Source organism: Xanthomonas sp. MLO165 (assembly GCF_018831305.1).
GTDB classification, from domain to species: Bacteria; Pseudomonadota; Gammaproteobacteria; order Xanthomonadales; family Xanthomonadaceae; genus Xanthomonas; species Xanthomonas arboricola.
In genome coordinates, this window is the sequence record NZ_CP029263.1 from 1,694,845 (window position 1) to 1,717,477 (window position 22,633).

Consider the following 22,633-nt stretch of genomic DNA (forward strand, 5'->3'; position numbering starts at 1 on the left):
CCCATGCGCGCGTCCCAGTCCCCAACGCTTGATCCCCGCGCACGCCAACTGCTGCGGACGCTGATTGCCCGCTATATCCGCGATGGCGAGCCGGTCGGCTCCAAGACGCTGGCCCAGCACGCCGGGCTGGACGTCAGCCCAGCCACCATCCGCAACATCCTGGCCGATCTGGAGGATGTGGGGCTGCTCAGCTCTCCGCATACCTCGGCCGGGCGGGTGCCCACCGCGCACGGTTACCGGGTGTTCGTTGACAGCCTGGTGCAGATGCAGCCGCCCGGCGAGGAAGAAGTGCGCCGCCTGCGCGCGGAGCTTGCCAGCGGCAACGGCACCCAGTCGCTGCTGGGCAGCGCCTCGCAGATGCTGTCGGCGATGAGCCATTTCGTCGGCGTGGTCAGTGCGCCGCGGCGCGAGCAGTTTGCGTTCCGGCATATCGACTTTGTGGCGCTGGACGCGCGCCGGGTGCTGGCGATCCTGGTGTTTGCCGACAACGAGGTGCAGAACCGGGTGATCGAGCCGCGCCGGGCCTACGAACCGGCCGAGCTGGAGCGGGTGGCCAATTACCTCAATGCGCAATTTGCCGGCCGCGCGCTGTCGGACATCCGTGCTTCGCTGCTGCGCGAGCTGCGCATGGCAAAGAACGAGATGGAGCAGCTGCTGGCCCACAGCGTGGATCTGGCCAGTGAGGCGCTGGTGCCGGCCGACGCCGACGACATGGTGATGGCCGGGCAGACCCGCCTGATGGGCGTGCAGGACCTGTCGGACCTGGACCGGTTGCGCGAGCTGTTCGAGGCCTTCGCCAGCAAGCGCGAGATCCTGCAGCTGCTCGAACGCACCATCCAGGCGCCGGGCGTGCGCATCTTCATCGGCGAAGAGACCGGCATGCTGTCGCTGGACGATGTCTCGCTGGTCACCGCGCCGTATGCCGCCAATGGCCAGGTGCTGGGCGTGCTGGGCGTGATCGGGCCCAAACGCATGGCCTACGACCGGGTGATTCCGCTGGTGCAGACCGCCGCCCAGGTGCTGGGCGCGGCCATGGAGCCGCCCGGCACGCGATAAGCGGCAGCGATCGATACGATCGTTTTGCTTGAAACGCGCGCGCGCGCCCACATACGGGGTGACGTTGGGGCGGGCGTTCCGCTTGCCCGGGAACTGCACATGAACCAAGACCACCCCGAATTCGACTCCGAAGACCTGTCCCAGAACCCACCCGAGACCGATCCGCTCAAGGCCGAGATCGAGTCGCTGCGCAGCGAGATCGCGCTGGTCAAGGCCGATGCCCTGCGCGAGCGGGCCGATCTGGAAAACCAGCGCAAGCGCATCGCCCGCGATGTCGAGAACGCACGCAAGTTCGCCAACGAGAAGCTGCTGGGCGAGCTGCTGCCGGTGTTTGACAGCCTGGATGCCGGGCTGACTGCGGCCGGCACCGAGCCCAGCCCGCTGCGCGATGGCCTGGACATGACCTACAAGCAGTTGCTCAAGGTTGCGGCCGACAACGGCCTGACCCTGCTCGACCCGGTCGGCCAGCCGTTCAACCCGGACCAGCACCAGGCGATCAGCCAGGGCGAGGCCGAGGGCATCGCCCCGGGCCACGTGGTGCAGGTGTTCCAGAAAGGCTATCTGCTCAACGAGCGTCTGCTGCGCCCGGCCCTGGTGGTCGTGGCCAAGCACGACTGAACCGCAGCGCCCGGCTGAACTGCCGGGCGCATGCGCGAAACGCAGATTCGTGCAGGTGGCTTGAACACCTGCGCACCACCCCCACATCTCAGCCAGACCCGGCGTCGCCGGACACAGCTACAGAATCATCAGGAGCGTATCCATGGGCAAGATCATTGGTATTGACCTCGGCACCACGAACTCGTGCGTGTCGATCATGGACGGCGGCAAGGCCCGCGTCATCGAAAATTCCGAGGGCGACCGCACCACGCCTTCGATCGTCGCCTACACCAAGGACGGCGAAGTGCTGGTCGGTGCCTCGGCCAAGCGCCAGGCGGTGACCAACCCGAAGAACACCTTCTACGCGGTGAAGCGCCTGATTGGCCGCAAGTTCACCGACGCCGAAGTGCAGAAGGACATCTCGCACGTGCCGTACGGCATTCTTGCCCACGACAACGGCGATGCCTGGGTGCAGACCAGCGATGGCAAGCGCATGGCGCCGCAGGAAATCTCTGCGCGCGTGCTGGAAAAGATGAAGAAGACCGCCGAGGACTTCCTGGGCGAGAAGGTCACCGAGGCCGTGATCACGGTGCCGGCCTACTTCAACGACAGCCAGCGTCAGGCCACCAAGGACGCCGGCCGCATCGCCGGTCTGGACGTCAAGCGCATCATCAACGAGCCGACCGCGGCCGCCCTGGCCTATGGCCTGGACAAGAACGGCGGCGACCGCAAGATCGCCGTGTACGACCTGGGCGGCGGTACCTTCGACGTGTCGATCATCGAAATCGCTGAAGTCGATGGCGAGAAGCAGTTCGAAGTGCTGGCCACCAACGGCGACACCTTCCTGGGCGGCGAAGACTTCGACAACCGTGTCATCGAGTACCTGGTCGACGAATTCAACAAGGATCAGGGCATCGACCTGCGCAAGGATCCGTTGGCACTGCAGCGCCTGAAGGACGCCGCAGAGCGCGCCAAGATCGAGCTGTCGACCAGCCAGCAGACCGAAGTGAACCTGCCGTACGTCACCGCCGATGCCTCGGGCCCGAAGCACCTCAATATCAAGCTGACCCGTGCCAAGCTCGAAGCGCTGGTGGAAGACCTGGTCAAGAAGTCGATCGAGCCGTGCCGCACCGCGTTGAACGATGCCGGCCTGCGCGCCAGCGACATCAACGAAGTGATCCTGGTCGGCGGTCAGACCCGCATGCCGAAGGTGCAGCAGGCGGTTGCCGATTTCTTCGGCAAGGAACCGCGCAAGGACGTCAACCCGGACGAAGCCGTGGCCGTGGGCGCTGCGATCCAGGGCGGCGTGCTGGCCGGCGACGTCAAGGACGTGCTGCTGCTGGACGTGACCCCGCTGTCGCTGGGTATCGAAACCATGGGCGGCGTGTTCACCAAGATCATCGAAAAGAACACCACCATCCCGACCAAGGCCTCGCAGACCTTCTCCACTGCCGAGGACAACCAGTCGGCCGTGACCGTGCACGTGCTGCAGGGTGAGCGCGAGCAGGCCCGCTTCAACAAGTCGCTGGCCAAGTTCGACCTGTCCGGCATCGAGCCGGCGCCGCGCGGCATGCCGCAGGTGGAAGTGTCCTTCGACATCGACGCCAACGGCATCCTGCACGTGTCGGCCAAGGACAAGAAGACCAACAAGGAACAGAAGGTCGAGATCAAGGCCGGTTCGGGTCTGTCGGACGAAGAGATCCAGCGCATGGTCGCCGACGCGGAAGCCAACCGCGAGGAAGACAAGAAGTTCCAGGAACTGGTGCAGGCCCGTAACCAGGCCGATGGCCTGATCCACGCCACCCGCACCGCGATCACCGAGCATGGCAGCAAGGTCGGTGGCGATGTGATCGGCAAGGTGGAAGCGGCGCTGTCGGATCTGGAAACCGCCATGAAGAGCGACGACAAGGCGCAGATCGAGGCCCGCAGCAAGACCCTGGAAGAAGCCGGCCAGTCGCTGTACGCCGCCGCCGCCGCGGCAGAGCAGGGCGGCAACGCCGATGCGGCCAGCGGCAACGCGCAGGCCTCCAAGGCCGCCGACGACGTGGTGGACGCCGAGTTCACCGAGGTCAAGGACGACAAGAAGTAAGCCGTGATTTGGGAGTCGGGAGTGGGGATTGGCAGCCGCTAAAGGTGCCGATCCCCATCCCGATATCCTTTACGCGTCGCGTCGCCAAGGCGGACCAGCGCATGCTGTCCGCTTTTGCGTTTCAACGAATCTCAAATCACGAATCCCCAATACCGGCTTATGAGCAAACGCGATTACTACGAAGTGCTGGGCGTTGCCCGTGGCGCCAGCGACGAGGAGCTGAAGAAGGCGTATCGGCGCTGTGCGATGAAGCACCACCCGGACCGCAATCCAGGCGACGCTGCTGCCGAGGCGATGTTCAAGGAGTGCAAGGAAGCCTATGAAGTGTTGTCGGATGGCAACAAGCGCCGTGCCTACGATGCGCATGGCCACGCTGCGTTCGAGCACGGCATGGGCGGTGGTGGTGGGCCGGGTGGCCCGGACATGGGAGATATCTTTGGCGATATCTTCGGCAATATTTTCGGCGGTGGCGCCGCCGGTCCGCGCGCTGCGCGACGTGGCGCCGACGTCGGTTACGTGTTGGAACTGGATCTGGAAGAAGCCGTCGCTGGCATCGAGCGCCGCATCGAGATCCCGACCCTGATCGAGTGCGAGCCCTGCCACGGCAGCGGTTCGGAAGACGGCAAGGTGGAAGTGTGCGGGACCTGCCACGGACGCGGCCAGGTACGCATCCAGCGCGGCATCTTCGCCATGCAGCAGAGCTGCCCGCATTGCGACGGGCGCGGCACGCTGATCCAGAATCCGTGCAAGACCTGCCACGGCGCCGGTCGCGTGGAAGAAGACAAGGTGCTGTCGATCAAGGTGCCTGCCGGTGTGGATACCGGCGACCGCATCCGTCTGGCAGGCGAGGGCGAGGCCGGTCCGGCTGGCACGCCGCCGGGCGATCTGTATGTGGAGGTGCGCGTGCGCGAGCATGCGATCTTCCAGCGCGACGGCGACGACCTGCATTGCGAAGTGCCGATCCGCATCTCGCAGGCGGCGCTCGGCGACACCGTGCGTGTGGCGACCCTGGGCGGCGAGGCGGAAATCCGCATTCCGGCCGAAACCCAGACCGGCAAGCTGTTCCGGTTGCGCGGCAAGGGCGTGCGCTCGGTGCGTAGCCGTACCGAAGGCGACCTGTATTGCCGCGTGGTGGTCGAAACGCCGGTGAATCTGACCGCCGACCAGCGCGCGTTGCTGCAGCAGTTCGAGGCCACGTTCACCGGTGAGGATGCCCGCAAGCATTCGCCCAAGTCGGCCACGTTCATCGATGGCGTCAAGGGCTTCTGGGATCGGATGACGTCCTGAGGCCGGGGGTCGGGAATCGGGATTGGGGAATCGTAAGGGCGGTGTGGCCCGGCCTGCCGGGGTAGTGCGCCAGTGTGGCGATTCGGGATTCGTGGGAGCGGATGCCCGCTTCCGAATGCCCGGAGAGTTGCACGGCTGAGCGAAGTTCTCCCTACGAATGCCGGCCCCAGGGGCCGGCATTTGCGTTTGTGCGGCGGGAGCCCGTAAAGGTAAGAGCGATAGCGACTGCTGCCGGCGCACAGACCGGCCTGGTGGCGGCGCGTGCAGCGGCGAGCGGACGGTGGGCGCATCGATCGACGCCGGGCGCGCGGTGGCGCTGGCGTAAAATGCGGCGATGAACAATGCCCCCGACAGTCACCTCGTCCACGGTCGCCGCCAGCGCCCGGATGGTCCTTCGCCGATCGATGTGATCTCGGTGCAATCGCAACTGGTCTACGGCCATGCCGGCAACAGCGCGGCGGTGCCGCCGTTGCGTGCGCTGGGCCTGCGGGTGGCGGAAGTGCCAACCACGCTGCTGAGCAACGCGCCGTTCTACGCCACCTTGCGCGGCCGTATCCTGCCGGCCGACTGGTTGGCCGACCTGTTGCTGGGTGCCACCGAGCGCGGCCTGCCGCAGCGTGCGCGCATGCTGGTCTCCGGCTACTTCGGCAGCCTGGCCAATGGCGAGGCATTCGCCGACTGGCTCGAGCAGACCCTGCCGCTGGCGCCGCAGCTGCGGTATTGCCTGGACCCGGTGATCGGCGACACGCACACCGGCCCGTATGTCGAGCCTGGACTGGAGCGCGTCTTCGCCGAGCGGCTGTTGCCGCATGCCTGGCTGGTGACGCCGAATGCGTTCGAGCTCGGGCGCCTGACCGGTTTGCCGAGTCTGCAGCAGGACGATGCCATCGTCGCCGCGCGCGCATTGCTGGCGCGCGGCCCGCAATGGGTGCTTGCGCACAGCGTGGCCGGTGCGGCCGGTGAGCTGGTGACCCTGGCGGTCAGCGACACGGCGGTGTATCGATGGGCCACGCCGCATCTGCCGGTGGATGTGGCCGGCACCGGCGATGTGCTGATGGCCTTGCTGATTGGTTTGCTGCTGCGCGAGGTGCCGTTCGAGCTGGCGGTGGGGCATGCGCTCAGCGGCGTGCACAGCGCGCTGGAAGCGACCCTGGCTGCAGGCTTCGAAGAGTTCGATGTGCTGGCCGCCGCGCCGGCCGCACTCGCGGCCGTACCGCGCTTTGCCGTCGAGCGATTGGCGTGATGGCGCAGCCGGTGGTCGGCATCGTCGGCATCGCCGGCGCCTACGGACGCTGGCTGGCGCAGTTCCTGCGCACGCGCATGCGGCTGGAGGTGATCGGCTTCGATCCGGCCGTTGATGGCGACATCGACGAAGCCACATTGGCGCAGCGTGCGGACGTGCTGATTTTTTCTGCACCGATCCGCCACACCGCCGGCTTGATCGAGCGCTATGTGGATCTTGCCGGCCCGCGTGCCGCGTCGCAGTTGTGGATGGATGTCACCTCGATCAAGCAGGCACCGGTCGCCGCGATGCTGGCCTCGCCGGCCGAGGTCGTCGGCCTGCATCCGATGACCGCACCGCCCAAATCGCCCACCTTGAAAGGTCGGGTGATGGTGGTCTGCCAGGCACGCGTGCAGCACTGGTCCACGTGGGTACAGGCGCTGTGTACCGCGTTGCAGGCCGAGTGCGTGTACGCCACGCCCGAGCACCACGACCGCGTGATGGCGCTGGTGCAGGCAATGGTGCACGCCACCCATCTGGCGCAGGCCGGCACCTTGCGCGACTACGCGCCACTGCTCGGCGAGCTGCGCGCGCTGATGCCGTATCGCTCGGCCTCGTTCGAGCTGGATACCGCGGTGATCGCACGCATCCTCTCGCTCAATCCGGCGATCTACGAAGACATCCAGTTCGGCAACCCCTATGTCGGCGAGATGCTCGATCGGCTGTTGCTGCAACTGCAGGAGCTGCGCGCCCTGGTCGCGCAGGGCGACGATGCGGCGCGCGCGCAGTTTCGCGCCCGGTTCCTGGACGACAACGCGCAGGCGCTGCAGGGCGAATCGCTCGCGGCCGGCAACTACACCTATGAGCGCGTGGGCTACCTGCTGGCTGACCTCACCGAACCGCTGACCTTGAGCGTGTATCTGCCGCAAGACCAGCCCGGCTCGTTGCGTGCCTTGCTGCATGTGTTCGAGCAGCATGGGGTGAACCTGTCGTCGATCCATTCCTCGCGCACGCCGGTGGGCGAGCTGCATTTCCGCATCGGGTTCGAGCCGGGTAGCGATCGCGCGGCGCTGGCGCAGGCGGCCAGCGAAATCGACCGCAGCGGCATCGGACGGGTGCTGGAGCGTTCCGACCGCAACGGGTAGCAACAGTGCAGGGCGGCCGTGGGCTTGCCCACTGTCGATGGCCGCAGCAGGGTGCAGATGTCAGGCGCCGATCATGTGCTGGCCGAGCGATACCGCATGCTATGCATCGAGGGCGAGGGTGATTGTCGCTCGGCGCAATGCCAAATAACGCGCACCGGTTTCATCCACATAGGGTGTGGATGAAACCTGCACAAGCATGTGGATAACTGTGCGCAGCCTTTGCGCTGCAACGGCTACGGACGGGTTGGTCAAAAAATGACCAGTGCTATTTCAGGGCGTCGACAGGCGCAGCTCGCCACCATCGGTGATGAAGCGCTGGCCCTGCCGTTGCAGGCGGCGGCCATCGGGCAGTTCGTAGCGTGGCGCCGTATGCGCTTGCATGCGGCCTTGCTGCCCGTTGCGGGATTCGAGCTCGTCGCGGAATTCGATGATGACGTAGGACTCGCCATCTGCACCGATTGCGGGAAATTGCCGGAAAGACATACGCACCTCCGAAGGATTTCAGGGTCGCAGTGCGAGCCGCCAGGGACCGCACGCCCGGCGCCGGGCCGGTGCAGGCGAGCATGCGCAGGCAGGTGTTACCCGGGCGTCATTGCGCACTGCGGCACCGTTTGGCGAGCCGGCCAGAAGCCTGCTCAACGGCTCAGCTGCAACGCGTCCCGGTCGGCCGTTGCCGCTGCCAGCTCGGCACGCGCCGAGGCAATGCGCGCCTGCGCATCGATCAGGCGCACGCGGGCATCGTTGGCGGTTTCTTCGCGCTGATTGACCAGGAAGAAATCGCCCGACCCCAGTTCGAAGCGTCGGCGCTCGGCCACGGCCAGGCGGTCGGCCAGGCTGCGTTCTTCGTCGGCGATCTTGGCCAGCCGCTCGGCAGCGGTGAGCGAAATGACGATCGACTCGACCTCCACCGTGATCTGGTCGCGCAGGTAGCGGCTGCGCTGATCCAGCGCCTCGATCTCGGCGCGTGCTTCGGCGACCTTGCCCTTGGCGGTGCGGTTTTCCAGCGGCACGCTGAAGCGGAAGCCGATGATCGCATCGGTCGGCGAGCGGTTCGGGCCACCCACACCCGGCGCCCCCAGGTCCTTGCTGACCTCGAAGCTGACATCCAGGCGTGGTTTGAGATCGTTCTGCGCCAGCATCAGCCGCGCGGTGGCCTGGTCGATCCGGGTCAGCACCGCACGGTAATCGGGGCGCTCCACCGGCGCGGTGATCCTGCTGGCACCGGCCAGACCTTCCAGCGCCGATGTATCGGCCGGCAGGCGCTCGGTGGAGACGATCAACGGCATGCCGGCATCGTCGCGCAGGTACAGCGACAAGGCATTGGCGGCGTTGGCGAAGTCCTGCTCCGAGCGCACCACCAGGGCACGCCGGCGGACCAGGTTCTGGTCGTTCTCGGTCAGCAGGATGGTGGGCCGCGCGCCCAGCGTCACCTGCCGGGAAATCGCATTGCGGCGCTGCTCGGCCAGCTGCAGCAGGTCGTTGTACGCGCGCAGCTTCAGGCCGGCCGCGACCCAGCTCTGGTAGGCATCCACCGCGCGGCGTTGCACACCGATGGCGACCATTTGCGCTTCGTACTGGGCGACATCGATATCGCCACCGGCAACGCTGCGGCGGGTGCGGCGTTCGTCGACCACGCGGTCGCGCAGCAACGCATACAGCGCGCCGACTTTCACTTCGCCGCCGCGGTCGGTGTAGGACTTGTCTTCGTAGACCGGGAACGCGCCGCGCGAGGAGCGGTAACCGCCGTAGTAGTAGCCGCCGTTGTCATCGAAGGGACGCTTGACGGTGCTTTCGATCGTGCTGCCGTCGTAGTAGCCGGCCTCGCGCGAACGGCCGTCGAGATCAAACACGGTATCGAACGCACCATCGGCCGAGATGCCCTTGCCTTCGGCCTGGCGGACCTTGGCCAGCGCTTCGACGATCTGCGGGGAAGAGCGTGCAGAGGAGCGCAGCACTTCGTCCAGCATCAGCGGGGTGGTCTGGGCGGCGACCATGCCCGGTACGAGCGCGATCAGCAAGGCGACAAGACGGCGGATCATTTCTTGCCGGTCTCGTCGTCTTCGGCCTTGGGCGCCGCCTTGGCCTTGCCCTCATCCTGCGTCGTCGTCGCTGCCGGACGGCGGCCAAACTCCAGCGGGAAATTGTTGAGCTGGCGCCACAGTTCGTAGCCCACCTTCACCGTTTCGCCCTGCACCCAGCCGCGCACCTTGCCGCCCTGGCGGGCGAATTCCTGCGCCGGCCAGGCCGGCTTGCCCGGCTGCGGTTCGACCAGGATGCGGAACAGGCCGTCGGGCGCGGCATTGGGGTCGATGGCGCGCACGCGGCCATCGAACATGCCGTGCGCCACCGACGGCCAGCCGCTGAACTGGATCGCCGGCCAGCCTTCGAACTCCAGCCGCACCGGGCGGCCGGGGCGGATCAGCGGCACGTCGCGGCCGTCGATATATAGCTCGACCGCGCGCTCCACCCGCTCCGGCGCGATCACCGCCAGCACCGTGCCGGGCGAGACCATCGCACTACCGCTGGCGGCGTTGAGCTGCTGCACGCGGCCATCGCGCGGTGCGCGCACCAACTGCGCCGACTGGCGGTTCAACTGGATGTCGATGCGGGTCAGCTTGGCGCGCGATTCGGCCAGCTTGGCATCGGCCTCAGCGACCTTGATCTGGGTCAGCTCGAAGTCGCGGCGGCCGGCCAGCCCCTCGGCGAGCAATTGCCTGCTGCGTGCCACATCGATGCTGGCAACCGCGCGCGATTGCTGGATCGCGGTGATTTCCGCCTGCACCTGGGCCCGCTCGCTGGCCAGGCGGGCGAGCAGATCCGGGTCCAGGTCGCCGACACGCGCGATCGGATCGCCGCGCGAGACATGCTGGCCGTCGTGCACATACCAGCGCTCGACCCGGCCGGGCACGAAGGCGGTGACCTGCTGCTGGCGGTCGCCCGGATCCAGCGCCACCACCTGGCCCTTGCCGCTGGCGGTCTGCACCCACGGCGCCAGCGCCAGGATCGCGCTGGCAATGACAATGCCGATCAGCAGCATCCAGGCCAGCGCCTTGGCAATGCTCGGTGGGCGCATCGCCGCCAGGGTGGGGAAGTGCGCGTTGCGATCAGTAGCGTGCTGCATCGTTTGCCTCCTGCGTGGAGGCGACCAGTTCGGTGCGGGTGGCAAAGCGCTGCTGTCGCTCGGGCTGCAGGTGGAACCAGCCATCCAGGGTGATGTCTTCCGGCCGCCCGGTGCACAGCAGCACCGTGGTGCCGGCCGCCTTCAGGCGTCGCAGCACGCCGGCCAGGCGGTCGGCGGGAATCAGGTCGTACAGCTGCGACAGCATCAGCACGCGCGGGCGCACCAGCAGCGCATTGGCCAGCTTCAAGGCCATCACTTCACCGATCCACAGCGGGTAGCCGGAGGCGGCCAGCCGCGTGTCCAGGCCCTGCGGCAGCGCGGCGATACGGGTGCGCAAGCCCACCGCATCGATCGCCTCCAGCATCGCTTCGGAGTTCACATCGGCCGACGCCAGCGCCAGATATTCGCGGATGGTGACCTCGACAATGGTCGGCCGGTCGAGCACCGTCACTTCCGAGCGCAGCAGATACATGTCGAAGGTGGCCAGGTCCGCACCGCCCACCATGACCAGCCCGCGATCGGGGACCACGTGGCGCTTGAGGATCATCGCCAGCAGCCGCTCCGCGCCGCCATCGGCGATCGTCACCAACTGCTCGCCGGCAGCCAGCGAAAAATCGAAACGCGCGCCGTCGATCACCACCCCGTCCAGGCGCACCGCGCTGTTGCCGGGCGTCTTGCCGGGTGCCACGACCGCGCGTTCCTGCGGGATGGCGAACAGCAGCGACAGTTCCTCGGAGCTGGCCACCAGGTCGTAGAACGCGTCCAGGTACGCACCGAGTTGCGAGATGCCGTAAAAGACCGCGCTGAGGATCAGCTCGGCTGCCACCAGCTGGCCGATCGACAGCTCGCCCCGCAGGATCAGGTTGCCGCCCAGCGCCAGCAGCGCCGCGCTGGCGATCGCGTAGACCAGCAGGAACGCCACCGTCTGGGTGAAGCTGTAACGGAAGTGGCGCCGATGCCGGTCGACATAGGCGGCGGTGACGGACTCGGAGCGGTCCATCGCGAAGTTGAGGTGGCGGCTGGATTTATAGAAGCCGTTGGAGCCGCCGACACTTTCCAGCCAGCGCGCGGCCTCGTGCTTGGCATGGCTCAGGTCGACCGCGGTGCGGATCGACCCGCGCGACCAGATCATCCAGATGCCGAAGATGACCAGCAGCAGCAAGGCATTGAAGCCCAGGAAGAACGGGTGGTAGAAGCTGGTGAGTATCAGCCCGACCGCCGATTGCAGCACGATGGTGAAGGCGCCGATGGCCAGGCTCGGCACCGCTTTCTGCACCACCACCAGATCGAAGTAGCGGTTGAACATGTCGCCGCGGTTCTGGTCGGCGAAGAACGGATTCTGCGCATGCACCGCGCGCACGGTGATTTCCGACACCACGCGTGCGAACAGCCGGCGCTCGAACAGCGCCATGATCCACACCCGCATCGCGCTCAGGCCGGCGACCAGCAGCAACAGGCCCAGCAACAGGCTCGACAGGGTCCACAGCGGCGCCGCCAGCGCGGTATTGGCCACGCTGTTGATCAGCAACTGCACCGAGATCGGCGTGGCCAGCGACAGCAGGCTGATCGCGACTCCGTACACCATGGCCAGGCGCACATAGGGCATGTCCGGCCCGACGATTTCCGCCAGCCAGGCTCCCGCTTCCCGCCATCCGATCTGCTTGCCCGCCATTCGATTTCCGTTGATGAGTTCAATGAAGCATTGACGAGTTGCAGCTGGCGAACAAGGCCGCAGCACTTATTCGAGGCATAGGATTTTCCTATGCGGCCACCGCACGCAGAAGATCGGCGATCAGGCCGAAGGCCGGCGCGCGTCCTGCGCCCTGCCGCCACAACAGCCCTATCTCCCTATAGTAGCGTCCGCCTTTGATCGGCCGGACCACGACATCGTCGCCCTCGCGGATTTCCTGGCGCACATACAGTTCTGGCAGCAGTGCAAGACCCATGCCCATCCCGGCCATCTGGCGGATCGCATCCAGGCTGGTGCCTTCGTAATCGCGCAGCACATTGGCACCGACGTCCATGGCGATCGCCGCCACCTGTTCGGCCAGGCGGTACTCTGGCATCAAGGTGAGCAGGTTGGCGCCGCGCAGATCGGCCGGCGTGATGCAGGTCTTGGCCCGCAAGGGATGATCGGCGGCCATGGTCACGTGCAGCGGTTCGCGGAACAGCCGCTCGCTGTGCAGGCCGCGCCCGGCCACCGGCAATTGCGCCAGGATCAGGTCGTGCACGCCGCTGGTCAGGCCGCTGGCGAGCGCGGTCGGCAGGCCTTCGCGCACGTGTACGCGTAGTGCCGGATGTTCGCGGTGCAGGCGCGCCACCAGGCTCGGCATCAGGTAGGCGCCCAGCGTGGGCGATACGCCGAGCCGGATGGTGCCGATCAAGGTGTCGGCCGAGGTGGCGCGCACCTCTTCCAGATCGGCGACGTCCAGCAGGATGCTGCGCGCGCGCTCGAGCAGGTCGCGCCCCAACGGCGTCAGGATGGCCGGCACGCCACGTTCGAACAGCGCGGCGCCGACGATGGTTTCCAGCGCACGGATCTGCTGCGACAGCGAGGGTTGCGACACGCCCATCTGCTCGGCGGCGCGGGTGAAGCTGCCGGTGTCGGCGAGCGCGACGAAATAACTGAGTTGGCGAATGGTGGTTCGGGGGCGGGGCATGCGTGACGTCGTCAGGTGGGGGCGCGTGGGGGCGCAGGATCGGCCCGGGCCGCTGCCGCGGACACGCTGGCATGACAGCACACGCCGGTGTCACCCAGGCGTCATTGATCGATGAACTGCAGCCGCGCCAGCTCCGCGTACAGGCCGCCTTCGGCGATCAACTGCGCGTGCGTGCCCTGCGCGACGATGCGGCCGGCATCCATCACCACGATGCGGTCGGCCTTGAGCACGGTGGCCAGGCGATGGGCGATGACCAGCGTGGTGCGGCCTTCCATCAGCCGGTCCAGCGCCTGCTGCACGGCGCGTTCGCTCTGCGCATCCAGCGCGCTGGTGGCCTCGTCCAGCAGCAGGATCGGCGCGTCCTTGAGCAAGGCGCGCGCGATCGCCACCCGTTGCTGCTGGCCGCCGGACAGGCGCGTGCCACGTTCGCCGAGTTCGCTGGCGTAGCCCTGCGGCAGCGCGCGGATGAAACTGTCGGCCTCGGCGGCCGCGGCGGCGGCTTGCACCTCCGCATCGCTGGCATCCAGGCGCCCATAGCGGATGTTGTCGGCGGCGCTGGCGGCAAACAGCGTGGGTTGCTGCGGCACCAGGGCGATGCGTTCGCGCAGCAGTACCGGGTCGGTATCGCGCAGGTCCACCTCGTCGATACGCAGCCTGCCGCTGACCGGGTCGTGGAAGCGCAGCAACATCGCCAGCACCGTGCTCTTGCCGGCGCCGGAGGGCCCGACCAGCGCCACGGTTTCGCCCGGATGGACATGCAGGTCGAAGCCATCCAGCGCCGGCGCATCGGGGCGCTGCGGATAATGGAACACCACCTGATCGAAATGGATCGCGCCGCGCAGCGGCTGTGGCAAGGGTTGCGGCGTGGCCGGCGCGACGATCGCCGGCCGCTCGTCGAGCAGTTCGCCGACCCGGCCCATGCCGCCGGCCGCGCGCTGCAACTCGTTCCAGACCTCGGCCAAGGCACCGACCGAGCCGCCGCCGATCAGCGCGTACAACACGAACTGTCCCAGCGTGCCGGGGGTCATGCGTCCGGCGATGACATCGTGCGCGCCCAGCCACAGCACACCGACGATGGCGCCGAAGATCAGCATGATCGCCACCGCCGTCACAGTGGCCTGGGTGCGGATGCGCAGCCGTGCGGTATCGATCGCGGCGAACAGGGCCTGGCTGAAACGCTGGCTCTCGTAGCGCTCGCGCGCATGCGCCTGCACGGTGCGCACCGCGCCCAGCGTTTCGGCCGCCAGCGTGTTGGCATCGGCAACGCGGTCCTGGCTGGCGCGCGAGATCTTCTGCAGGCGGCGTGCGCCCAGCACGATCGGCATCACCGCCAGCGGAATGCCGATCAGGGTGAAGCCGGCTAGCCGCGGGCTGGTGACGAACAACATCGCCATGCTGCCGATCACCGTGACCAAGCTGCGCAATGCCACCGACATGGTGGTGCCGATCATCCCGCGCAGCAGCTCGCTGTCGGCCGACAGGCGCGACACCAGCTCGCCACTGCGGCTGCGATCATGGAAGCCGGCGTCCAGCCCGATCAGATGCGCATACAGGCGGCCGCGTAGGTCGGCCACCACTTTTTCGCCTAGCAGCTCGACGAAATAGAAGCGCGCGGCCGTTGCCACTGCCAGTACCGCCGCCACCGCTAACAACAGCGCGAAGGCGTGGTTGATCTGCGAGCCGCCGGAGAAACCATGGTCGATCATCTGCTTGACCGCCGCCGGCAGGCTCAATGTGGCGGCCGAGGAAATGGCCAGTGCGATCAGCCAGGCGGCGAACAGGCCACGCTGGCGCTGCACGAACGGCCACAAGGTGCGCAGGCTGCCAAGCTTCCGCAACGGGTTGGGCCTGGCGGCGGCTGGCTGGTTCATGCGGCTTCCGGTGATGAGAGATGGACACGGTTGCGAGTGGCGTCGCACAGGCGCGTTTTCAAGCCGGCCAGCTGATCGGCCGGCAGTTGCACGCGTAGTGCCGCGCCCTGCGCGTCGAAGTGCTCGTCCAGCTTGTCGGCGTGGAAGGCGCTCAAGGCAGCATGCACCAGGCCCAGGTCGTCGAACCGGCATTGCAGGTCGAGCAGCGACAACGCAATCAACGGCTGTCGCGCCGCCAGTCGCAGGCATTCGGCCGCAGCGCCGCCGTAGGCACGCACCAGCCCACCGGCACCGAGCTTGATGCCGCCATACCAGCGTGTGACCACCACCACCACGCGGTCGTAGCCCTGGCCATCGATGGCCGCGAGAATTGGCCGCCCGGCGGTGCCGCTGGGCTCGCCATCGTCGCTGGAACGGTAGTCCTGCCCGAATCGGTAGGCCCAGCAGTTGTGGGTGGCATCGGCAACGGAGACGCGCTGCACGATCTCCAGCGCCTGCGCGGGAGAGTCCAGTGCCGCAGCATTGGCCAGAAAGCGACTGTGCTTGATGTCCAGGCTGTGGTGCGCGTCAGCGGCGAGGGTATCGAGCATCATCGCCATTCTATGCGAGCCGCTCGTGCCGGACGCTGCAGCCATCGTGACTGCCGTTGCAAGCTTGCAGATCGGCAGGGGTTGGGCAGCGCGTTGCGTCTGGACGGATGTGCAATGAGCGCGCGAGCTCCCGGGCAGTTGCGTCAGGGCGCTGTCGTTGCTCTGTCGACTTGGTGAACAACGTGACGCGGTGCCTGACACGGCAGCGCCGCCGGGTGCGGCATCGCGCCGGAGCGATGGCCGCATAAGTGGGACATGGCCCGGTGCGTGGCTACTTCCACGCAGCTGACGTATGACTACAGCGCCGCTGCGTGCCTACTGAGGCGCGTGCCTGACGCCGGGCCTGGCAGGCGATGGGACAGGGAGCGGGCGTCGCCCCGCATCACACCAGCGTGGAGCGGCGCTTCTCGTCGATCCACTTGGAGGCCTGCGCCGGCGTGTAGTGCTGCATCCACTCCAGCATCTGTTCGATATCGGCGCCGTACCACAGGTCGCTGCGCTGGTCCGGATGCAGGAAGCGCTCTTCCACCATGCGATCGATCATGCCGATCAGCGGTGCGTAAAACCCTTCGATATCCAGGAACGCGCAGGGCTTGTTGCCGATGCCGAGCTGGCGCCAGGTCAGCATCTCGAAGATCTCTTCCATGGTGCCGAAGCCGCCGGGCAGGGCGACGAAGGCATCGGACAGCTCGAACATGCGCATCTTGCGCTCATGCATGGAGCCAACGATTTCCAGCGTGGTCAGCCCACGGTGCGCCACTTCCCAATCGGCCAGCTGCTGCGGAATGACCCCGGTCACCTCGCCACCAGCCGCCAGCACCGCATTGGCCACGGTGCCCATCAGCCCGACATTGCCGCCGCCATACACCAGCCGCAGGCCCTGCTCGGCGATGCGCTGGCCCAGCGCAGTGGCGCGCTCGGCGTAGGCGGGTTTGTTGCCGGCATTGGAACCGCAGTAGACGCAGATGCTTTTCATGGGATTCGGGAGTTGGGATTGGGGATTGGTAAAAGCGAGGCAGCGCTGCTGATTGCAGGTGATGCCATCGGCAGGGGGCGCGCTGAATTGTTTGAGTTATTGCCTGGCTTGAAAAACATAACGCCGGGTTTTCACCCGGCGCCATGTCATTGCCGGAGAGGGCCGGGACGGAGAGCCGCAGTTGCGAATCCCCAATCCCGAATCCACCAATCCCGGTCAGTTGGCCTTATGAATCGCGCGCTTGCTCACTGCCATCGCGGCATCGTGGATCGCTTCGGACAGCGTCGGGTGGGCGTGGCAGATGCGTGCCAGGTCGTCGGCCGAGCCGTTGAACTCCATCGTCAGCACGCCTTCGTGGACCAGCTCGGAGACGCCCACACCGACCAGGTGCATGCCCAGCACGCGGTCGGTTTCGGCATCGGCGATGACCTTGACGAAGCCGGCCGGCTCGCCCATGGCCACGGCACGGCCGATCGCCGCGAACGGGAAGCTGCCGGCCTTGTAGGCGACGCCTTCGGCCTTCAACTGCTGCTCGGTCTTGCCGACCCAGGCAATCTCCGGCTCGGTGTAGATGACCCACGGAATGGTGTCGAAGTTGACGTGGCCGGGCAGGCCGGCGATCAGCTCGGCGACCGCGATGCCTTCCTCGAAGCCCTTGTGCGCCAGCATCGGGCCGCGCACGCAGTCGCCGATGGCCCACACGCCGTCGACGCCGGTATGGCAATGGCCATCGACCTCGATCTGGCCGCGGTCGGTCACCTTGACGCCGGTGCCGTCAGCCAGCAGGTTCTTGGTGGCGGCCTTGCGGCCCACGGCCACCAGCAGCTTGTCCACGGTCAGGGTCTGCTCGCCGGCGCTGTCGGTGTAGCTGAGCACCACCTGCTTGGCATCGCCGCTGCCGGTGATCTCGGTCTTGCTGACCTTGGCGCCGAGCTTGATGTCCAGGCCCTGCTTCTTGAATTCCTTCAGCGCGGTCTTGGCCACTTCGGCATCGGCCAGCGCCAGGAAATCCGGCAGCGCTTCGAGGATGGTGACCTCGGCGCCCAGGCGCTTCCACACGCTGCCCAGTTCCAGGCCGATCACGCCGGCGCCGATCACGGCCAGGCGCTTGGGCACGGAGGTGAAGTCCAGGCCGCCGACGTTGTCGACGATGGTGTCGCCGTCGAACTTGGCGAACGGCAGCTCGATCGATTCCGAGCCGGCCGCAAGGATCACGTTGGTGCCCTTGAGTTCGATCTCGCCGCCTTCGTGCTGTGCGACCTTGACGATGTTGCCCGGCAGCAGCTGGCCGAAGCCGTAGTACGGGGTGATCTTGTTCGCCTTGAACAGCATCGCGATGCCGCCGGTGAACTGCTTCACGATCTTGTCCTTGCGGCCGATCATGGTGGGCACGTCCATCTTGGCGTCGTTGAAGCTGATGCCGTGGTCGCCGAACAGGTGGCCCATGTTCCAGAACTGGCGCGAGGAATCCAGCAGTGCCTTGGACGGAATGCAGCCCACGCGCAGGCAGGTACCGCCCAGCGCCGGCTTGCCATCCTTACCGATAGCCGCGTCGATGCAGGCGACCTTCATGCCCAGCTGGGCCGCGCGAATCGCAGCGTGATAACCGGCCGGACCGGCACCGATGACGACGACGTCGAATTGTTCTTGTTCGCTCATTCTTCGCTCACGAGATTGGGAATTGGGGATTGGGGATTCGTAAAAGCGGGATGCTTGGGAAAGGGCGGCTCTCGCCAATCCCCAATCCCGAATCCCCAATCCCGGCTTTCATCACAGACCGAACAACATCCGGCCCGGGTTTTCTAGCTGATTCTTGATGTCGACCAGGAACTGCACCGAGTCCTTGCCGTCGATGATGCGGTGGTCGTAGGACAGCGCCAGATACATCATCGGGGCGATCACGACCTGGCCGTTCTCGGCGATCGGGCGTTCCTTGATCGCATGCATGCCCAGGATGGCGCTCTGCGGCGGGTTGATGATCGGGGTCGACAGCAGCGAGCCGAAGGTGCCGCCGTTGGTGATGGTGAAGGTGCCACCCTGCAGATCGTCCAGGCCCAGCTTGCCGGCGCGGGCCTTGGCGGCGTAGTCGGCAATGCCCTGTTCGACGTCGGCAAACGACTGGCGCTCGACGTTACGCAGCACCGGCGTGACCAGGCCCTTGTCGGTGGACACGGCGATGGAGATGTCGCTGTAGCCGTGATAAATGATGTCGTCGCCGTCGATCGAGGCATTGACCAGCGGGAAGCGCTGCAGCGCGTTGGCGGCGGCCTTGACGAAGAAGCTCATGAAACCGAGCTTGATGCCGTGCGCCTTCTGGAACTCGTCTTGCAGCTCCTTGCGTGCGGCCGAGACCTTGGCCAGGTTGACCTCGTTGAAGGTGGTCAGCATCGCGGTGGAGTTCTTGGACTCCATCAGGCGCTTGGCGATGGTCTTGCGCACGCGGGTCATCGGCACGCGCTCTTCCGGACGGGCGCCGGACGCCTTGCCCACGCCGCCAGCCTTGGCGAAGTTGACGATGTCTTCCTTGGTCACCGCGCCACGACGGCCGGTGCCTTCGACCTGCGCCGGATCCACGCCCTGGGTGATCGCGGAAAAACGCGCACCCGGCGGCAGCGCATCGGCAGCGGACTTGGATGCAGCGGCAGGCGCAGCGGCAGCAGCCGGGGCCGGCGCGGCGGCCGGGGCAGCAGCGGCCGGCGCCGGTGCCTCGGCCTTCTTCTCGTCGGCCGGTGCGGCCGCAGCCACGGCGCCTTCTTCGATGATCGCCAGGATCTGGTTGCTGGTGACGGTGCTGCCGGCTTCGAACTTGATTTCCTTCAGCACGCCGTCGACCGGCGAAGGAACTTCCAACACGACCTTGTCGGTTTCCAGGTCGACCAGATTCTCGTCGCGCTTGACCGCTTCACCGGCCTTCTTGTGCCAGCTGGCGATGGTGGCGTCGGAAACGGATTCGGGCAGTACCGGAACTTTGACTTCGGTGGCCATTCGGGGAGCGTCCTAGGGTTTTCGTTCTTTGGGGAAGGTGAGTTATTCAGCGACTTGGTCGTTGAACGGATTGAGGAGCGCATCGGCGACCAGCTTCTGCTGTTCGACGATGTGGTCGGCCATATGGCCGGCGGCAGGCGAGGGCGAACGGGCACGGCCGGCGTAATGCAGGCTCTGGCCGCTGGCCAGGCAGAAGTTCAGGTGGTGGCGGATCTGATACCACGCACCCTGGTTCTGCGGTTCTTCCTGACACCACACCACGTCGGTGGCGTTGGCATAGGCCTTGAGCTCGGCGGCCAGCTGCGCACGCGGGAACGGATACAGCTGCTCCACGCGCAGGATGGCGACGTCGTCCTGGCCACGCTTGGTCTGGTCTTCGAGCAGGTCGTAATAGACCTTGCCCGAGCACAGCACCACGCGCTTGACCTTGCCGGCATCGGCCTTGGCGTCGGGAATCAGATGCTGGAACTCGCCCTCGGCCAGTTCTTCCAGGCTCGATACCGCCAGCTTGTGGCGCAGCAACGACTTGGGCGTCATCACCACCAGCGGCTTGCGGGTGGTCATGCGCATCTGGCGGCGGATCATGTGAAAGCACTGCGCCGGCGTGGTCGGCACGCAGACCAGCATGTTCTCCAGCGCGCACAACTGCAGGAAGCGCTCCAGACGCGCGGAGCTGTGCTCCGGGCCCTGGCCTTCATAGCCGTGCGGCAGGAACAGCGACAGGCCCGCGATGCGGCCCCACTTGGCTTCGCCAGCGGCGATGAACTGGTCGATCACCACCTGCGCGCCGTTGGCGAAGTCGCCGAACTGCGCTTCCCAGATGCACAGCGCATTCGGGTCGGTGGTGGAGTAACCGTATTCGAAGCCCATCACCGCTTCTTCGCTGAGCAGCGAGTCGATGATGGTGGCGTCTTCGGGGTTCTGCACCAGCTGGCGCAGCGGCAGGTGATAGCTGTCGGTCTTCTGGTCATGCAGGATCGCGTGACGGTGGAAGAACGTGCCGCGACCGGCGTCCTGGCCGACCAGGCGCAGCTTGTGGCCTTCGGCCAGCAAGGTGGCATAGGCCAGGTTTTCGGCAAAGCCCCAGTCGCCGGCCTGCTCGCCGGCCGCCATCTTGACGCGGTCGTCGTAGATCTTGCCGACGCGCGCATGCAGCTCGACGCCTTCCGGAATCGTGGTGATCAGCTTGGCCAGACGGTCCAGCTGCTCGCGCTTGACGCGGGTGTCGACCGGATCGGCAGCGGTGCCGACCAGATACTTGGACCAGTCGATGGCGAATTCGTCCGGCTTGCGCGTCGCCAGTTCGGTGGTGTATTCGCCCGAATCGAGCTTGTTGCGGTAACCGTCGACCAGAGCCTTGGCCTCGTCGGCGCTCAGCACGCCGTCGCTTTCCAGCTTGGCGGCGTACAGCTCGCGGGTGGTCTTGTGCTTGCGGATGGTCTGGTACATCACCGGCTGGGTCGCTGCCGGTTCGTCGGCCTCGTTATGGCCCCAACGGCGGTAGCAGACCAGGTCGATGACCACGTCCTTCTTGAACTGCTGGCGGAATTCGTAGGCCAGCTTGGACACGAACATCACCGCATCCGGGTCGTCGCCGTTCACGTGGAAGACCGGCGCGCCGATCATCTTGGCCACGTCGGTGCAGTACAGCGTGGAACGGGCGTCGTCGCGGGCGCTGGTGGTGAAGCCGATCTGGTTGTTGACCACGATGTGCACGGTGCCACCGACGGCGAAACCGCGCGCCTGCGACATCTGGAACAGTTCCATCACCACGCCCTGGCCGGCGAATGCGGCATCGCCGTGGATCAGGATCGGCAGCACGCTCTTGCGCTCGGCATCGCCGAAGCGTTCCTGACGCGAACGCACGCTGCCGACCACGACCGGGTCGACGATTTCCAGGTGCGAGGGGTTGAAGGCCAGCGCCAGATGCACCTGCTTGTCGCCACCGACCGCGATGTCGGCCGAGAAGCCCATGTGGTACTTGACGTCGCCGGTGTGGGCGCGGTCGTCGTGGGCGTGCTCGAACTTGCCTTCGAACTCGTCGAACAGCTTGCGCGGGTTCTTGCCCAGCGTATTGACCAGCACGTTGAGGCGGCCGCGGTGGGCCATGCCGATCACGATGTCCTTGACCTGATCGTTGCCGGACTGGCGAATGATCTCGTCCATCATCGGGATCAGCGCGTCGCCGCCTTCCAGCGAGAAGCGCTTCTGGCCGACGTACTTGGTGTGCAGGTAGCGCTCCAGGCCTTCGGCGGCTGTGAGCCGCTCCAGCGTGCGCTTGCGGCTGGCCGCGTCGCCGGCGATCTTGCCGCCGGCATCTTCCAGGCGCTTGTAGATCCACTGGCGCTGGTCGAATTCCTGGATGTGCATGAACTCTGCGCCGATGGTGCTGGCGTAGGTCGCCTTCAGGCGGGCCAGCAGGTCCTTCAGCTTCATGCGCGGCTGGCCGCCGACGCCGCCGGTGCTGAACTCGCTGTCCAGATCCGCCTGCGACAGGCTGTGGAACGGCAGGTCCAGGTCGGGCGGGTTGACCGGCGGGGTCAGGCCGAGCGGATCGAGCTGCGCGCCGAGGTGGCCACGTGCACGGTAGGCGGTGATCAGGCGGCCGACGTTGCGCTCGCGCTCGTCACTGGCCGCTGCGCCGGTGCCCGCGTTGGCAGCCTGCTTGGAGGCGGTGAGGATGTGGGCAATGGCTGCCGAGTGCGGCACATCACCGGCATCGCGACCCTTGAAGCCATCGAAATAGCTCTTCCACTTCGGGTCAACACTGTCCGGGGCGACGAGGTACTGCTCGTACAGATCCTCGATATAGGCGGCGTTGCCGCCGGCGAGCTGCGATGACTGTGCGAACTGCTTTAGGAGATTATCCACGATGGTAAGTCGGGTCTGCTGTGGGGATGATTGTGCGGAAGCGGCGGGGCGAGATGCCCTGTCGGTCGGTCTCAAATCTCGAAAAATTATACCCCCTTGCGCTAGTGAGGGGGCGTCTGCCAGCTGACCGGACGGGTAGGTGCAACCGCCTGGCGCCTACGTG

At 66.5% G+C, this 22,633-nt stretch carries 17 protein-coding genes; 6 read left to right on the top strand and 11 right to left on the bottom strand.

Annotated elements, in window-relative coordinates; genetic code table 11:
- The first annotated feature begins 3 nt into the window (after nt 1-3).
- The 6 genes from hrcA (at nt 4) to DGN21_RS07360 (ending at nt 7,396) form a co-directional block, all read left to right on the top strand.
- Complete coding sequence (gene hrcA, locus DGN21_RS07335) at nt 4-1,056, top strand: heat-inducible transcriptional repressor HrcA (protein ID WP_024939315.1); 1,053 nt, start codon at nt 4-6, stop codon at nt 1,054-1,056.
- Nucleotides 1,057-1,155: 99 nt separating this feature from the next.
- On the top strand, nt 1,156-1,674 hold the full coding sequence (gene grpE / locus DGN21_RS07340) for a nucleotide exchange factor GrpE (RefSeq protein WP_010366360.1): 519 nt from the start codon (nt 1,156-1,158) through the stop codon (nt 1,672-1,674).
- Nucleotides 1,675-1,816: 142 nt separating this feature from the next.
- Nucleotides 1,817-3,742, top strand: coding sequence for a molecular chaperone DnaK (dnaK, locus tag DGN21_RS07345; protein WP_016901561.1), 1,926 nt, complete (start codon nt 1,817-1,819; stop codon nt 3,740-3,742).
- 159 nt (nt 3,743-3,901) lie between these two features.
- Entirely contained in the window at nt 3,902-5,029 is a 1,128-nt protein-coding gene (gene dnaJ / locus DGN21_RS07350) for a molecular chaperone DnaJ (protein ID WP_024939317.1), read from the top strand.
- Between the two features lie 334 nt (nt 5,030-5,363).
- A complete protein-coding gene (gene pdxY, locus DGN21_RS07355; protein WP_126965561.1) occupies nt 5,364-6,272 on the top strand; it encodes a pyridoxal kinase in 909 nt (302 codons plus the stop codon).
- Entirely contained in the window at nt 6,269-7,396 is a 1,128-nt protein-coding gene (locus DGN21_RS07360; RefSeq protein WP_126965562.1) for a prephenate dehydrogenase, read from the top strand. The genes pdxY and DGN21_RS07360 overlap by 4 nt, the downstream gene beginning before the upstream one ends.
- A gap of 270 nt (nt 7,397-7,666) precedes the next feature.
- On the opposite strand, the gene DGN21_RS07365 is transcribed toward DGN21_RS07360, so the two are convergent.
- The 11 genes from DGN21_RS07365 to DGN21_RS07415 all read right to left on the bottom strand — a co-directional run bounded on the left by DGN21_RS07365 (nt 7,667) and on the right by DGN21_RS07415 (nt 22,545).
- The gene (locus DGN21_RS07365) at nt 7,667-7,879 is read right to left on the bottom strand and encodes a hypothetical protein (RefSeq protein WP_024939320.1); all 213 of its coding nucleotides are present in this window, start codon (nt 7,877-7,879) and stop codon (nt 7,667-7,669) included.
- 152 nt (nt 7,880-8,031) lie between these two features.
- Nucleotides 8,032-9,435, bottom strand: coding sequence for a TolC family protein (locus DGN21_RS07370; RefSeq protein WP_104608027.1), 1,404 nt, complete (start codon nt 9,433-9,435; stop codon nt 8,032-8,034).
- Nucleotides 9,432-10,517: an HlyD family efflux transporter periplasmic adaptor subunit gene (locus DGN21_RS07375; RefSeq protein WP_024939322.1), complete on the bottom strand. Its 1,086-nt coding sequence runs from the start codon at nt 10,515-10,517 to the stop codon at nt 9,432-9,434. Before DGN21_RS07375 ends, DGN21_RS07370 begins: the two co-directional genes overlap by 4 nt.
- Nucleotides 10,501-12,189 (bottom strand): ABC transporter ATP-binding protein, encoded by a 1,689-nt coding sequence (locus DGN21_RS07380; RefSeq protein ID WP_104543065.1) that lies wholly within the window; start codon nt 12,187-12,189, stop codon nt 10,501-10,503. Before DGN21_RS07380 ends, DGN21_RS07375 begins: the two co-directional genes overlap by 17 nt.
- An 88-nt stretch (nt 12,190-12,277) precedes the next feature.
- Nucleotides 12,278-13,177, bottom strand: coding sequence for a hydrogen peroxide-inducible genes activator (locus tag DGN21_RS07385; RefSeq protein ID WP_126965565.1), 900 nt, complete (start codon nt 13,175-13,177; stop codon nt 12,278-12,280).
- Between the two features lie 101 nt (nt 13,178-13,278).
- Nucleotides 13,279-15,048 (bottom strand): ABC transporter transmembrane domain-containing protein, encoded by a 1,770-nt coding sequence (locus DGN21_RS07390; protein ID WP_160955094.1) that lies wholly within the window; start codon nt 15,046-15,048, stop codon nt 13,279-13,281.
- Entirely contained in the window at nt 15,045-15,647 is a 603-nt protein-coding gene (locus tag DGN21_RS07395; protein WP_160955097.1) for a YigZ family protein, read from the bottom strand. Before DGN21_RS07395 ends, DGN21_RS07390 begins: the two co-directional genes overlap by 4 nt.
- Nucleotides 15,648-16,020: 373 nt before the next feature.
- Complete coding sequence (locus DGN21_RS07400; RefSeq protein ID WP_016901548.1) at nt 16,021-16,614, bottom strand: TIGR00730 family Rossman fold protein; 594 nt, start codon at nt 16,612-16,614, stop codon at nt 16,021-16,023.
- Between the two features lie 216 nt (nt 16,615-16,830).
- The gene (lpdA, locus tag DGN21_RS07405) at nt 16,831-18,273 is read right to left on the bottom strand and encodes a dihydrolipoyl dehydrogenase (protein WP_126965567.1); all 1,443 of its coding nucleotides are present in this window, start codon (nt 18,271-18,273) and stop codon (nt 16,831-16,833) included.
- A gap of 111 nt (nt 18,274-18,384) precedes the next feature.
- Nucleotides 18,385-19,599, bottom strand: a complete 1,215-nt coding sequence (gene sucB / locus DGN21_RS07410; protein ID WP_065048889.1) for a dihydrolipoyllysine-residue succinyltransferase — start codon at nt 19,597-19,599, stop codon at nt 18,385-18,387.
- Between the two features lie 42 nt (nt 19,600-19,641).
- A complete protein-coding gene (locus DGN21_RS07415) occupies nt 19,642-22,545 on the bottom strand; it encodes a 2-oxoglutarate dehydrogenase E1 component (protein WP_179464847.1) in 2,904 nt (967 codons plus the stop codon).
- Between the last annotated feature and the right edge of the window lie 88 nt (nt 22,546-22,633).

Excerpts from the sequence above, each read along its gene's own strand:
- DGN21_RS07385 (WP_126965565.1), bottom strand. The coding sequence starts at position 13,177 with ATGCCCCGCCCCCGAACCACCATTCGCCAACTCAGTTATTTCGTCGCG.
- DGN21_RS07365 (WP_024939320.1), bottom strand. The coding sequence starts at position 7,879 with ATGTCTTTCCGGCAATTTCCCGCAATCGGTGCAGATGGCGAGTCCTAC.
- dnaK (WP_016901561.1), top strand. The coding sequence starts at position 1,817 with ATGGGCAAGATCATTGGTATTGACCTCGGCACCACGAACTCGTGCGTG.
- DGN21_RS07400 (WP_016901548.1), bottom strand. The coding sequence starts at position 16,614 with ATGAAAAGCATCTGCGTCTACTGCGGTTCCAATGCCGGCAACAAACCC.
- sucB (WP_065048889.1), bottom strand. The coding sequence starts at position 19,599 with ATGGCCACCGAAGTCAAAGTTCCGGTACTGCCCGAATCCGTTTCCGAC.
- DGN21_RS07380 (WP_104543065.1), bottom strand. The coding sequence starts at position 12,189 with ATGGCGGGCAAGCAGATCGGATGGCGGGAAGCGGGAGCCTGGCTGGCG.
- DGN21_RS07370 (WP_104608027.1), bottom strand. The coding sequence starts at position 9,435 with ATGATCCGCCGTCTTGTCGCCTTGCTGATCGCGCTCGTACCGGGCATG.
- pdxY (WP_126965561.1), top strand. The coding sequence starts at position 5,364 with ATGAACAATGCCCCCGACAGTCACCTCGTCCACGGTCGCCGCCAGCGC.
- lpdA (WP_126965567.1), bottom strand. The coding sequence starts at position 18,273 with ATGAGCGAACAAGAACAATTCGACGTCGTCGTCATCGGTGCCGGTCCG.
- DGN21_RS07375 (WP_024939322.1), bottom strand. The coding sequence starts at position 10,517 with ATGCAGCACGCTACTGATCGCAACGCGCACTTCCCCACCCTGGCGGCG.
- grpE (WP_010366360.1), top strand. The coding sequence starts at position 1,156 with ATGAACCAAGACCACCCCGAATTCGACTCCGAAGACCTGTCCCAGAAC.
- DGN21_RS07395 (WP_160955097.1), bottom strand. The coding sequence starts at position 15,647 with ATGGCGATGATGCTCGATACCCTCGCCGCTGACGCGCACCACAGCCTG.
- hrcA (WP_024939315.1), top strand. The coding sequence starts at position 4 with ATGCGCGCGTCCCAGTCCCCAACGCTTGATCCCCGCGCACGCCAACTG.
- dnaJ (WP_024939317.1), top strand. The coding sequence starts at position 3,902 with ATGAGCAAACGCGATTACTACGAAGTGCTGGGCGTTGCCCGTGGCGCC.
- DGN21_RS07390 (WP_160955094.1), bottom strand. The coding sequence starts at position 15,048 with ATGAACCAGCCAGCCGCCGCCAGGCCCAACCCGTTGCGGAAGCTTGGC.